General features: G+C 74.1%; 12 protein-coding genes and 1 pseudogene. 6 read left to right on the top strand and 7 right to left on the bottom strand.

The window, feature by feature from the left end; genetic code table 11:
- Positions 1-161: 161 nt before the first annotated feature.
- The 4 genes and pseudogenes from ACFFHU_RS30630 to ACFFHU_RS30615 form a co-directional block, all read left to right on the top strand.
- A complete protein-coding gene (locus ACFFHU_RS30630; RefSeq protein ID WP_377343986.1) occupies positions 162-947 on the top strand; it encodes a DeoR/GlpR family DNA-binding transcription regulator in 786 nt (261 codons plus the stop codon).
- A gap of 120 nt (positions 948-1,067) precedes the next feature.
- Positions 1,068-2,069 carry an ABC transporter ATP-binding protein gene (locus ACFFHU_RS30625; RefSeq protein WP_377343985.1) on the top strand — a complete coding sequence of 334 codons (1,002 nt, stop codon included), beginning with the start codon at positions 1,068-1,070 and terminating at the stop codon, positions 2,067-2,069.
- Entirely contained in the window at positions 2,066-3,076 is a 1,011-nt protein-coding gene (locus ACFFHU_RS30620) for an ABC transporter permease subunit (protein ID WP_377343984.1), read from the top strand. Before ACFFHU_RS30625 ends, ACFFHU_RS30620 begins: the two co-directional genes overlap by 4 nt.
- Before the next feature lie 183 nt (positions 3,077-3,259).
- Positions 3,260-3,490 (top strand): annotated as a pseudogene (locus tag ACFFHU_RS30615) (DUF3263 domain-containing protein); the annotation flags it as partial.
- Between the two features lie 7 nt (positions 3,491-3,497).
- Here the strand turns inward: ACFFHU_RS30615 and ACFFHU_RS30610 are convergent.
- A complete protein-coding gene (locus tag ACFFHU_RS30610; RefSeq protein ID WP_377344079.1) occupies positions 3,498-3,710 on the bottom strand; it encodes a hypothetical protein in 213 nt (70 codons plus the stop codon).
- Positions 3,711-4,054: 344 nt separating this feature from the next.
- Between ACFFHU_RS30610 and ligD the strand changes: the two genes are divergently transcribed.
- Positions 4,055-5,329: a non-homologous end-joining DNA ligase gene (gene ligD / locus ACFFHU_RS30605; RefSeq protein ID WP_377343983.1), complete on the top strand. Its 1,275-nt coding sequence runs from the start codon at positions 4,055-4,057 to the stop codon at positions 5,327-5,329.
- A gap of 11 nt (positions 5,330-5,340) precedes the next feature.
- Positions 5,341-5,835, top strand: a complete 495-nt coding sequence (locus ACFFHU_RS30600) for a GNAT family N-acetyltransferase (protein WP_377343981.1) — start codon at positions 5,341-5,343, stop codon at positions 5,833-5,835.
- Positions 5,836-5,842: 7 nt separating this feature from the next.
- Here ACFFHU_RS30600 and ACFFHU_RS30595 read toward each other — a convergent pair whose 3' ends face one another.
- From ACFFHU_RS30595 to ACFFHU_RS30570, 6 genes are all read right to left on the bottom strand, one after another.
- Complete coding sequence (locus tag ACFFHU_RS30595; RefSeq protein WP_377343980.1) at positions 5,843-6,583, bottom strand: hypothetical protein; 741 nt, start codon at positions 6,581-6,583, stop codon at positions 5,843-5,845.
- 165 nt (positions 6,584-6,748) lie between these two features.
- Positions 6,749-7,393 (bottom strand): GTP-binding protein, encoded by a 645-nt coding sequence (locus ACFFHU_RS30590; RefSeq protein WP_377343979.1) that lies wholly within the window; start codon positions 7,391-7,393, stop codon positions 6,749-6,751.
- A complete protein-coding gene (locus ACFFHU_RS30585; protein WP_377343978.1) occupies positions 7,371-7,835 on the bottom strand; it encodes a DUF742 domain-containing protein in 465 nt (154 codons plus the stop codon). Before ACFFHU_RS30585 ends, ACFFHU_RS30590 begins: the two co-directional genes overlap by 23 nt.
- The gene (locus tag ACFFHU_RS30580; protein ID WP_377343977.1) at positions 7,832-8,305 is read right to left on the bottom strand and encodes a roadblock/LC7 domain-containing protein; all 474 of its coding nucleotides are present in this window, start codon (positions 8,303-8,305) and stop codon (positions 7,832-7,834) included. Before ACFFHU_RS30580 ends, ACFFHU_RS30585 begins: the two co-directional genes overlap by 4 nt.
- Positions 8,302-11,328: a sensor histidine kinase gene (locus tag ACFFHU_RS30575; protein ID WP_377343976.1), complete on the bottom strand. Its 3,027-nt coding sequence runs from the start codon at positions 11,326-11,328 to the stop codon at positions 8,302-8,304. The genes ACFFHU_RS30580 and ACFFHU_RS30575 overlap by 4 nt, the downstream gene beginning before the upstream one ends.
- 2 nt (positions 11,329-11,330) lie before the next feature.
- Positions 11,331-12,620: a hypothetical protein gene (locus tag ACFFHU_RS30570; RefSeq protein ID WP_377343975.1), complete on the bottom strand. Its 1,290-nt coding sequence runs from the start codon at positions 12,618-12,620 to the stop codon at positions 11,331-11,333.
- Positions 12,621-12,729 lie beyond the last annotated feature (109 nt).

Here is a 12,729-nt window from a genome sequence, read left to right as displayed (position 1 = left end):
GCGAAACGGCTCGGACCGGTCGTCTTCGGCGCATCATTCTGCGTGAGCGGGCCGGAGCGTGGCAACAGTCCGGACGATCGCGCAGCTCAACCGTTTGCCTCGCGCTCGTTTCGCGCACTATCGTGCACGCAATCAATCACGCTACGTGCAGGAGGGTTCCGGTGGACCGGTACGCCAGATGGAACGCCCTGCTCGAGCTGCTCACCGACAGCGGCCGGGTGAGCGTCGAGGACGCGGCCGGCCGGCTGGGCGTCTCCCAGGCGACCATCCGGCGCGACTTCGACCAGCTCGCCCAGCAGCAGATGATCACCCGTACCCGCGGTGGCGCGGTGGCCAACGGCGTCTCCTACGACCTGCCGCTGCGCTACAAGACGGCCAAGCACTCGGCCGAGAAGCAGCGGATCGGCGCGGCGGCCGCCGCGCTGGTCTCGCCCGGGATGGTGGTCGGGCTCAACGGCGGCACCACCAGCACCGAGGTGGCCCGCGCCCTGGCCGTGCGCGCCGACCTGAACACCAGCGCCGAGGGCGCCCAGCTCACCGTGGTGACCAACGCGCTGAACATCGCCAACGAGCTGCTGGTGCGGTCCCGGATGAAGGTGGTGGTGGCCGGCGGCGTGGTCCGGCCCAAGTCGTTCGAGCTGGTCGGCCCGCTCGGCGGGGCGCTGCTGCGCGAGGTGACCCTGGACGTGGCGCTGCTGGGTGTGGACGCGGTCGACCCGCAGCTCGGCGCGGCGGCCCACCACGAGGGCGAGGCGGCCATGAACAACCTCATGGTGGCCCGGGCCAAGCGGGTCGTGATCATCGCCGACTCCTCGAAGCTCGGCGGGCACGCCTTCGCCCGGATCTGCCCGGTGGAGCGGATCGAGACCCTGGTGACCGACTCCGGTGGGGACAACGAGACCGTGCAGGGGTTCCGGGAAGCCGGCGTGCACGTCATCTGCGCCTGACGCCGGCGGCGCCGGATCCCGCCACGAAATCCTTTGTCGCCGGGGCGTTTCGGGCCCCCGCTACTACGGATAGCAGAGTATTGTCCCTCCCGTCATATCGGGGGAGAGCCGGGAGGATCGGTGCCTGCCGTACTCGAAATTGAAGGGCTGCGGAAGACGTACCGCAGCCGCCGCCGGGGCACCCGGCGGGCGCTGGACGGGTTCGACATGGTGGTGGAGGCCGGCCAGGTGCACGGCTTCCTTGGGCCCAACGGGTCGGGCAAGACCACCACGCTGCGGACGCTGCTCGGGCTGATCCGTCCGGACGGCGGGCGGATGGAGCTGCTTGGCGAGCAGGTCCCGGCCGCGCTGCCGCGGGTGGCCGGCCGGGTGGGCGCCATCGTGGAGAGCCCGCAGTTCTTCCCGAACTTCTCGGCGCGGGACACCCTCTCGCTGCTGGCCGGCGCGGGCGACGTGCCGCGGACCCGGGTCGACGAGGTGCTGGAGCTCGTCGGGCTGCGGGAGCGGGCGAAGGAGCGGGTCAAGACGTACTCGCTGGGCATGAAGCAGCGGCTGGCCGTGGCCTCCGCGCTGCTCAAGGATCCCAAGCTGCTGATCCTGGACGAGCCGGCCAACGGCCTGGACCCGGGCGGCATCCGGGAGATGCGGTCGCTCATGCGCGACCTCGCCACGTCCGGGATGACCGTCGTGCTGTCCAGCCACATTCTCGGCGAGGTGCAGCTGATCTGCGACTCGGTCACCATCATCTCGCTCGGTCGCCGGGTGGCCGCCGGTCCGGTGGCCGAGGTGCTGGCCCAGCATTCCGGCGGCGGCTACCGGGTCCGCCTGGAGGCCGCGGCCGACCTGCCGGTGGCGGCCGAGGAGCTGGTCCGGGCCGGCGCCCGCACCACGGTGGCCGAGGACCACCTGCTGGTGCAGGGCGTGGACAAGCCCGCCTCGATCACCCGTACGCTCGCGGCCCGCGACCTGTACGTCAGCGAGCTGGCGCCGGTCACCGTGGACCTGGAGAGCGTCTTCCTCGAACTGACCGGCACCGCTCCGGTGCCGGGCCAGCACCGCCAGGTCGACGAGTCGGCGGTGCCCGGCCAGACCGGACCGACCCAGGGAGGGTGGGGGGTATGAGCCTGTACCGCACCGAGCTGCGCCGGCTGTTCAAGCGCCGGCTCACCAAGCTGATGCTGGCGCTGCTCGTCCTCGGGCTGGCCGGGATCGCCGTGGCGTTCAGCCTCAGCAGCCACAAGATCGGCCCGACCCAGCTGGCGGCCGCGCAGGCCTCGGCCGACGCCAACTACCAGCAGGTGGTGCGCGACCAGCAGGAGCAGGCCCGCCAGTGCGAGGCCGCCAAGGCGCGCGGCGAGAACATCACCGACCGGTACCCGCCCAACTGCGACTTCGGCGAGCCGCGCCGGGAGGACTTCCAGGCCGAGTGGTACCTGCCGTACCAGTTCGACTTCCGGAAGGAGTACGCCGTCTTCATCTCGGTCTTCGCCGGCATCGTGGCGCTGTTCGGCTTCATCGTCGGCGCCTCGTACGTGGGCGCCGAGTGGAGCACCGGCGGCATGATGAACCTGCTGCTGTGGCGGCCGAAGCGGCTCAGCGTGCTCGGCACGAAGCTCGCGGCGCTGCTCACCGGGATGCTCGGGCTGGCCGTGGGGCTGGGCGCCGCGTGGACGCTGGTGTTCTGGCTGATCGGCCGGTACCGCGGCGTCACCGGCAAGCTCACCAGCGGCGTCTGGCAGTCCTTCGCGCTCAGCGGCGCCCGCGGCGTGGCCCTGGTGCTGGCGGTCGCGGTGGTGGCCTTCGGGCTGGCGTCGATCGGCCGGCACACGGCCATGGCGCTCGGCGCGGCCGTGGCGGTCGGCGTGGTGAGCGAGATCGGCCTGCGCATCGCGCTGCAGATCGCCGGGGTCAAGTTCGCCGGCCGGTACGTGCTGTCCAGCTACGCCGTCTCCTGGTTCAACAAGAAGATGGTGTTGGAGGACTACAAGGCCTGCAACTTCACCCAGGGCGAGTGCCGGCCGGCGCAGTACCTGATCACCTGGCAGCAGTCGGCCTGGGTGATCGGCCTGGGCACGCTCGTGGTGCTGGTGGCGGCGCTGTGGCTGATGCGGCGACGGGACGTGGCCTGAACTCCGCCTCCCGGGCTCCCGGCGCGGCCTCCTCGGCGCCGGCGAAACCGGGACGTCGCGGCCCGTCGGGATGTCGCAGCTGTCGGCTAGCCTGACGGCCACCGCATTCGCCAGCTGCCGGGGAGCGTCATGTCATCGAGTGTCGGCGCTTCCGATCCGGACGAGTCCGATCCGCCGGCCGAGCCCGGCTTGACCGAGCGGGAGCGGGCGATCCTCGACTTCGAGCAGCGCTGGTGGCGGCACGCGGGCGCCAAGGAGCAGGCCATCCGGGACACCTTCGACATCTCTGCCACCCGCTATTACCAGCTGCTCAACGGGTTGCTGGACAATCCGGCCGCGCTGGCGGCGGAGCCGGTCCTCATCGGCCGGCTCCGCCGGTTGCGCTCGACCCGGGCCCGCGGCCGCCGCCGGTGAGCGGGCGTCACCGCTCGTACGTGCGCAGCCCGTTCCCCAGCGCGATGAAGGTGGGCGCCCACTCGCCGACGAAGATGCCCCACCGGTCGGCCCGGTCCATGCCCGAATGTTCGAACCGGTTGGACACCGCCCAACTGGCGAACGAGATCCCGATGCTCGCCAGGCCCGCCATGTAACAGTGCTCGGCGCGCAGCCCCATGTCGTGCAGTTGCTTCAACATCCCGCGACCCCCGTTCTCGCCGGTGGTGGCCGTCCTGCCCCTGACCACCGGCTTCGACGCTACCGGCCGGCCGGCCGGGCGGGCCGGGAATCGCGGATCGGCGCCCCGACGGGCCGATGGTGGGACCCGGCGGGCCGCACCGCCGGCCCAACAGCTACGGCGGATCGGCGCCCCGACGGGCCGATGGTGAGACCCGGCGGTCCGCACCGCCGGCCCAACAGCTACCGGATCGAGGGCCCAGCCACTCACCGGATCGAGGGCCCGCCGGCCCTCTGGATCGAGCGCCAGCCGGCGCACCGGCCCGCCGGGCCGCCAGGGCGGCGGACAGGTCCTATGGTGAGAGCGTGACCGCGGGACGGACCCTGGAGATCGCCGGCCGGGAGGTGACGATCACCAATCCGGACAAGGTGATCTTCCCCGCCGCCGGGCACACCAAGCTGGACCTGGTCCGCTACTACCTCGCGGTGGCCGAGGGGGCGCTGCGCGGTGTGGGCGGGCGCCCGATGATCCTCAAGCGGTTCGTCAAGGGCATCGACCAGGAGGCGTTCTTCCAGAAGCGGGCGCCGACCACCCGCCCCGACTGGATCGAGGTGGCCGAGCTGCACTACGCGTCGGGACGGTCCGCCGCCGAGGTGGTGGTCCGGGACCCGGCCCAGCTCGCCTGGGTGATCAACCTGGGTTGCGTGGACCTCAACCCGCATCCGGTCCGGGCGGAGGATCTCGACCACCCCGACGAGCTGCGCATCGACCTCGACCCGGTCCCCGGGGTCTCGTGGCAGCAGATCGTCGACGTGGCCCTGGTGGTCCGGGAGGTGCTGGCCGATCACGGGCTGGTCGGCTGGCCCAAGACCTCCGGCTCGCGCGGCTTCCACATCTACGCGCGGATCGCCCCCGACTGGTCGTACCCGCAGGTCCGGCTCGCGGCTGAGACGGTGGCCCGGGAGGTGGAGCTGCGTGCGCCCGAGCTGGCCACCAGCCGGTGGTGGAAGGAGGAGCGCGAGGGCGTCTTCGTGGACTTCAACCAGAACGCCAAGGACCGCACCGTGGCCTCCGCGTACTCGGTCCGGCCCACCGCCGACGCGCGCGTATCCACGCCGCTGGACTGGGACGAGGTGGCCACCTTCCGGCCGGAGAGCGGCACGCTCAGCGCCGTGGCACGCCGGTTCGCCGAGCGGGGGGACCCGTGGTCCGGGCTGGACGGGTCCGCCGGCTCGCTGGAGCCGCTGCTCGACCTGGCCCGCCGGCTCGGCCCGGCCGAGAAGCCGCCGCGCGGGCAGCGAGCGTCGGCGGAGTCCGGCGGCGGTCGGCGGCAGCCCACCATGCCGCTCATCGAGATAGCTCGTGCCAAGACCCGGGACGAGGCGCTGGCCGGGCTGGACCGGTGGCGGGACCGGCACCCGACGGTGACGCCGTACCTGAAGCCGGCGGACACGCTGGTGGACGGCATGCGCGGCAGCAGCTCGATCTGGTACCGGATCCGGATCAACCTGCAGCACGTCCCGGTGGCCGAGCGACCGGAGCAGGAGCCGCTGGAGGTCGACTACGACCCGTGGGCGGGTCGCGCGCCCACCGGACAGCCGGGCGGAAAGCCGGGCGGAGACCCGTCGGAAAGGCCGTAGGATCGCCGATCGTGGCAGGTGACGTCCGGCTCACGCCGGTGAACGAGGAGACCCTGGAGCCACTGCTGTCGGTGGCCGCGGCCGAGGCCGAGCCGGACGAGGTGATGCCGCCGGTGGAGGCGCCCGCCGGGTGGTCGCAGGCGCGCCGGGAGGCGTTCCGGGAGTTCCACCGGGCCAGCTTCGGCGGCCTGGACGGACCGACCCGTACCGTCATGTTCGCCATCCACGCCGGCGACGAGGTTGTCGGCATGATCCGGATGAGCCGCACCGACACGCCGGGCAGCGTCGAGACCGGGATGTGGCTGGGCCGGTCGGCCCGCGGCCAGGGGATCGGGATGGCGGCGCTGCAAGCGCTGCTCGACGAGGCGGTCCGGTCCGGCGCCAGCCGGGTGGTCGCCAACACCACGTCCGGCAACGGCGCGGCGCTGGCCGTTCTCAGCCGCTGCGGCGCCGTGCTGCGCTCCGACGGCTCCGCCGTCCGCGCCGAGCTGCGGCTGGACTGCTGAGCCGCGGTCAGCGCCGCCGGTAGGGGTCCTCGGGGGCGCGCAGCAGCGACGGGTCGCGGCGGATCAGCTCGGCCAGCCGGGCCGCCGACTCCTCGTTGTCGCTCTCCGCATCCGGCACCCAGGTGGTGGGCGAGGGCAGCGGATCCGGCGCCCAGCCGGCGTCGGCGGGCGCCTGTGGGACGGGCGGCGGCGCCGGCCAGGCGGCCGGCACCGGGATTTCGGGCCCGCGGCGTCGCGGCGCAGCGGTCGCGGCCGCTCCCGGAGCGCCGTTCGCCGCGGCCGGAACCAGCGGCGCGGCCCGCGCCGGCGAGACCGGCTCGGTGGCCGGGGCCGAGGCCACGACCGGCTCGGTGGCCCGGGCCGGTACGACGGGCTCGGTGGCCCGCGCCGGCGCTACGACGGGCTCGGTGGCCCGCGCCGGCGCCACGACCGGCTCAGTGGCCCGCGCCGGCGTCACCGCATGGTGGGCGCCGGTCGTGGTCGGCGGCGGATCCTCCTCGTCGGGCAGCACGATCAGCTCGCCGTTCAGCCACTCCACCCGTACGCCCGCGCCCGCCGAGCCCTCCTCGGCCCACAGCGCGACGCGCAGCCGGGGATGCTGGGCCACCACGCGGCGTACCGCCTCGATGACCTCCGCGATGCCCGCCGGCTCCCCGGCCGGCCGCTCGGTGTGCTCAGCGGACCGGCGCCGGGTCAACTCCTCCATCCGAGCCATCCGGTCCAGCGCGTCGTCGAGTTCGCCCCGCATCCGACCCCCTCTCCTGCTCACCCTCCGGCCCGGAACCGGGCCGATCCGCCCGCGCGGACCCGGTCGACCCTCCCGCGGCCGGCGGGATCCACCCGATTCTCCCGCAGTCCGCGGTGCCGGACCGATCCTCCCGCGCTGCGGGATTCCGGCCGACCCGCCCCGGGATCAGGCCGACCCGTCCCGCAGCGCCCGGGCCAGCGCCCGCTCCAAGACCATCAGCAACGCATCCCGGACGGACAGCCGGTCCCGGGCGTCGAACCGGGTGATGGGCACGTTCTCGCTGATGGCGAGGGCCCACCGGATCTCGTCCAGCGAGTGCTCGAGCCGGCCGTGGAACGCGTTGACCCCGACCACGAACGGCAGCTCGGCCCGCTCGAAGTAGTCGACGGCGGGATAACAGTCGTCGAGCCGCCCACTGTCGACGACCACGAGCGCGCCCAGGGCGCCCCGGGCGAGATCGTCCCACATGAAGCCGAAGCGGGCCTGGCCGGGCGTGCCGAACAGGTAGAGCTTGAGGCTCTGGTCGATGGTGACGCAGCCGAAGTCCATCGCCACCGTGGTGGTGGTCTTGCCAGAGCTCGTGCCCGGATCGTCGACCCCGATGCCGGCGGTCGTCATCTCCGCCTCGGTGGTCAGCGGCGCGATCTCCGAGATCGCGCCCACGGTCGTGGTCTTGCCCACCCCGAAACCACCGGCGATCAGCACCTTGACCGGCACGGGCGGCGTGCTGACGGCGGCGTGCCGGGCCGGCCGGTACCGCGCCGGACCGGGGTCGACCACCCGCCAGTTAGGAGAGCGCACGGAGTCCATGGATAACTCTCAGGATGAGATCGGGATTGGTGGAAGGGTCGGCCTCGACGTGGACGTCGAGGTAGCCGGCGGCCCGCAGGTCGCCGACCAGAACGCGGGCCACCCCGAACTGCAGGCGCAGCCGGGCCGAGATCTCGACGACGGACAGCGGCTCCTGGCACAGCTGCACGATGCCCTGCGACTCGGGGGCGAGCTCGACCAGCGGCGGCCTGCCCCCGCCCAGCCGGGTGGTCACCTGGGTCTCCAGCCCGATGGCCGGGTCCGCGCCGGTGACCCGGCCGGCGGTGAGCACGAACGGTCGCGGCGCGGCCGGCGAACCCGCCGGGATGCCCGGCTGTGCGCGGCCGTCGTCCCCGCCGCCGAGCGGCAGCGGGGACGACAGGAAGGGCCGGATCCGGACCCGGTGGTCCGGGTCCGGATCGTCGTCACGGGGCCAGGTCACGACTGGACAGAGTTCTTCAGCTCGACGATCAGCCGCGGGGTGAGCGCGGCCCCGGCCCGACCGGCGAAGAGCGTCATCTCGTACGCCACCGTGCCGAGGTTGGCCGTCCGGTCCGCGACCACACCCAGCACCGAGCCGCTGCTGATCGAGCTGACCAGCAGGTAGCCATCGGTCATGTCCACCACGACGCGGTTGAGGCTGCCCAGCGCGTACCAGTTGGCCGCACCGCCGGCCAGGCTGGTCAGCCCGGACACCACCGCGGCGAGCCGCTCGGCGTTGGACCGGTCCCGGATCGCAGACATGGCCATCAGCAGGCCGTCCGAGGACACCGCGATCGCTTCCAGCACCCCCGCCGTGCTGGTGGTGAACGAGTCCAGCAGCCAGTTGAAGGTGCGCGCCTCCGGGCTGAGATCGGCCGGCCCGTGCTGATCGGAGCGGTCCAGATGGTTCTGCGTGAAGGGACTGTTCATCGTGGTGATCCCTCTTCGTCGCGGTCTTCGGATCTGATCTCGGCGAGCGCGCGGGCGACCCCGGACTCGAACTCGGTGATGAGGCTGCGGGCCTCCTCGGGATCCGCGGGTGCGGCCGGCGGCGCCGGCCGGTCGAGTCGGACCGCCGTCGGTCCCAGCGTGCTGCCGGGCACCCGGCGGGTGAGCCGGGTCGGCCCGTCGTCATCCGGGCCGGATCGTACGCCGGGATCCGTTGGCGGAGACAGCTCGACGGACTCCTCCTGGGCCCGGCGTACCCCGTCCTCGAACTGCTCGACGAGCGCCCGCACGGCCGCCGGATCGCCAGCCGGATCGCCCGACGAGCCGGTCGGCGCCGGCTCGGCGCCAAGCCGGGCACCGGGCACGCCGAGCGGCGCCGGACCCGCCGGCGCGGTGCCCGGGCGGGCGCCGTTCGACCTCGTCGGCAGGTGGGTGCCGGGTACCCGCTGGCGCAGCGGCGGGCGGCCGGCCCGGATGCTGGCCGTGCCCCGGACCGCACGGGCCGCGGCCGGGCTGCCGCCGTTGCGGCGCGGGTCCGGGACGGCGCCCTCGGGCTGCGGGTCCTCGGGCTGCGGGCTCTCGGCGCCGACGCCGGCTGCCCCGGCCGGGGCGTCCAATTCGCCCGCGGCGTTGCCGGTCACCAGGTCGAAGGCGTTCCAGGACTGGCCCGCCATCAGGCGGGTGGCCCGAGCGACCAGTTCGGGGCTGAAGGCGGTCGCCGGGCCATCCGGACCGGAGCCCGCATCGACGGTCGCCGGCTGGCCGGCCACCGCGCCGGCAAGCTGTTCGGTTCGGGTCGCTCCGGCATCCCGGGGCGCGCCGACGAGTTGTTCCGTCCGGGCCGCGTCGGCGTCCCGGACGGTCCGGGCCGCGTCGGTGTCCCGGGCGGGCCGAGCCGCGCCGGCGGTGGGCATCGCGCCGGCCATCCGCTCGGCGGGCGGTGCGGCCGGTCCGGCGGGGCTCGCCGGTCGGTCGGGCCGGAACCGCAGGTCCCGGGTGACGGCCGCGGGATTGGTCGGCGCGGGCGGCAGTTCGACCGTGGCGCCGGTCGGGGGGCCCGGCACCGGGCCGCCGGCGCCGGGCGGCCAGCTCGACATCCCGATGGCCCGGGTCGCCGTGCCGGCGGGCCCGTCCGGCCGCCCGGGGCTGAGCAGCGCCTCGGCCAGTTCCAGGTCGACGGTGACCCCGCCGCCGGGGGTCGGCGACAGCGCGACCCGCCAGCCGTGCCGGCGGGCCAGCCGGCCGACCACGAACAGTCCGAGCACCTCGGTCGGGGCGAGGTCGAGCCGCTCCCGGCGGGTCAGCCGGGCGTTCTCCTCGGCCATCCGCTGCTCCGGCATCCCGATTCCGTGATCCACCAGGCTGAGCCGGGCGCCCTCGGCGGTCCGGGCGCCGCTGACGCTCACCCGGGTGTGCGGCGGGGAGAACGAGGTGGCGTTCTCCATCAGCTCGGCCAGGGCGAGCACGAGGTCGCCCACCACGGCGGGTGCCACCAGGATGTCCGGCTCGACCCGGACGTCCACCCGGGTGTAGTCCTCGATCTCACCGAGCGCCAGCCGGACGATGTTGGCCAGCGAGGCCGGTTCGGTGTGCCCGTCGGTGCCGGTCGACCCGGAAAGCACCACCAGGCTGCTGGCGCTGCGGCGCAGCCGGCTGGTGACGTGGTCCAGCCGGTAGAGGTGCTGCAGCCGGGTGGGGTCGGTCTCCCGGTGCTCGAGGCGGTCGAGCAGCGAGATCTGCCGGCCGACCAGGTTCTGCGTACGCCGACCGACGTGGCCGAACATCTGCGCCACGTTGCGCCGGCTCACCACCTGGCGTTCGACCAGCCGGGCGGCGGTGCCCTGGACCCGCTCGAAGGCCCGGGCCAGGTCGCCGATTTCGTCCCGGGCCCGGACGTCGACCCGGTCCAGCCGCAGCGGCGCCGTCGATTCGGCCTCCTCGTCGGCGATCCGGGTCAGCTCGGTCTCGGCCAGCCGGGCCACCCGGTCCGCGGAGCGGGTCAGCCGGGTCAGCGGACGGGACACCGTACGCGCCAGCAGCAGGCTCAGCACGATCACCAGCACCAGCACCAGCAGCGCCGCGCCGGCCACCAGGTACGCCTCGGTCAGCGCCCGCCGCTGCTGGCCGCTCACCTCGGCGATGACGTCGACGGCCACCTTCTTCTCGACGAACTGGCCGAGCGTGATCATCGAGGCGGCCGCCGGGAACAGCGTGTCCAGCGGGATGTTCCCGACCGCGGCGCCCGGGTCCGCGGCGCCCACCGTGAGGATGTCCTTGGTGCTCCGGGCCGTCGCCGCCGCCTCCTCCAGCTTTGCCAGCTGGAACTGCTCCGGAGTGGCCAGCGACAGGAACCGGTTGTTGGTGACCTGCAGCGCGGCCAGCGAGGCGATGAAGGCGGCGCTGGCCCGCTCGGTGGCCGCCGGATTGCCCTTGGCGGCCACCACCAGCACGATCAGGGTGGCGGTGGCGCTGACTCCCTCGTCGGTGCGCAGCAGCGCGTCCAGCGCGAGGATCTGCCGGCCCGCCGTCGTGCGGGTGTCCACGTCGTACTGCAGCCGCAGCGCGTCGATGAGCCCGTTGTCGACCGGCGCGAACCCGGCCATCACCTGGTCGGTGCTGGCCTGCCGGGTCAGCACCGCCGACCGCAGGTCGGTCAGCCGGCCCACATTGTCCAGCGCGCTTCGCACCCGGACCGTCAGCCGGCCGTCGAACTCCGCGGTCAGGTCGGCCACCCGGTCGGAGACGGTGGCCGACTTCTGCACCAGCTGGCTCCGGCTGGTCCGGCCCAGGAGATAGCCGATGGAGAGCAGGCGTTCCTGCTGGAGGTCCTGGACCAGCGTGCCGACCCGGTTGGCGATCCGGACCGAGCTCTCCAGATCGCCGGCGCGGTTGGCCGCGGCGATCCGGTCGCCCACCACCGGCACGGCCAGCGCCGCCAAGCTGAGCAGCGGGACCAGGACGAGCAGCGCGAGTTTGCCGCGGATCCGCAGCCTACCGAGCAGCATCTTCAGCGTCCCCACCGTGCTGGCTGGTTGTCCCGTACCGCGGCGGCCGGCGCCGGGTGAGCGTTCGATCCCGGGCCCACCGGGACCGGCTCGACCCAGTCCAGCGGTTCCCACCGGCGCTGGTCGGCGCCCGGGAGGCCGGTCGGCGGTCCGCCGGCCACCGGCCGATCCTCCTCACGCGGGGCCGGGTCCACCAGGCCGGCCGCGGCGGCCACCGCGGCGATCCGCTCCCGGGCGGCCCGTCGCCGCGCCGCGAGCACGGCCGCGGTCACCACGGCCGCCACGAGCAGTACCGCCAGGGCCGCGGCGCCGAGCGCCAGCCAGCGACGGCCGCCGGTGTGATCCGCGCGGTCCCGGATCAGGGAGTCGAGTTCGGCCAGCACGATCGTGCCGAGGTCGGCGGCAGCGCGCTGTGCGGTCTCCCGCGCCGTTGCCACCTTGGCGGCATCCGGCAGCGCCACCCTGGCCCCGCGGGTCTGCCCGGTCGCGGCCGCACCGGGCAGCCCGGGCAGCGTGGTGGCGCCGGCCAGGCCGCCCATGGCTCGCTGGTACGCGTCCAGCCGGCTGAGCAGGTTGCCGCCGAGGTTCGTGTTCTCGGTGCTGTCGATGGCGGCCTGGAGGTCGGTCACCGCGTCGTTGGCCGGTTGGAAGGTGGCGAGCCCGGCCGCGGTCAGCTCCGTAACCGCGCTGAGCTGCTCGGCGGCCGGCCTCGCGGCAGCGAGCTGGACCGCGTCGGCGAGCCGGCCGGCGGAGATGAGCGCCGCCGGCAGGTCCCGGGCCGAGACGTCCTGCAGCATCGCCGAATCCTCCTCCGGGTCGCGGGCCATGCCGGAGCTGTCCTGCACCTTGCCGTACAGCGCCAGCAGCAGGTCGGTCACCTCCTGGTAGGCCGACACCGTCTCCGGAACCGAGCCGCCGGGCCGTTGCGGCAGGGCGTCGATCTTGGTCCGGATGGTCGCCCAGCGGTCCCGCGTGCGCAGCGCCTCGCCCCATCGGTCGTCCGCGGAGTTGGCCTGCCCGACGGCCCGGTCCAGTGATTCCCGCGCCACCTGCCGGCCGGTGACCACCGCCGACTGGGCATCGGCGAGGGCGCTGGTCAGCGGCCACAGCGCCTGCAGGTACGCGACGCCGTCGCGTTCCCGGGCCGCCGTCGTCCGGTCGCCGTCCACGTCCCGCCAGACCTGCGTGAACAGCACGGCCACCGGGAGCAGCAGGGCGATGGCCAGCACCAGTGGCAGCGTGATGCCCGGCGCGGACGGCCGTGGCGCGGCCGGGGTGGTGCGATCACTCATCGTCGGTCTCCTCCGGCAGGGGAGTGGTGGCGGACGTGCTCGGGTGGCCTCGAACCGCGGCGTCGGCTGGTGACCCGGTGGCGGTTGCGGTGCGGTCCTCGGGACCCAG

It is taken from the genome of Plantactinospora siamensis (assembly GCF_042434095.1).
Classification (GTDB): domain Bacteria; phylum Actinomycetota; class Actinomycetes; order Mycobacteriales; family Micromonosporaceae; genus KBS50.
Note: the sequence above shows the minus strand (reverse complement) of the source record. Positions and strands in the feature narration are given on the sequence as shown.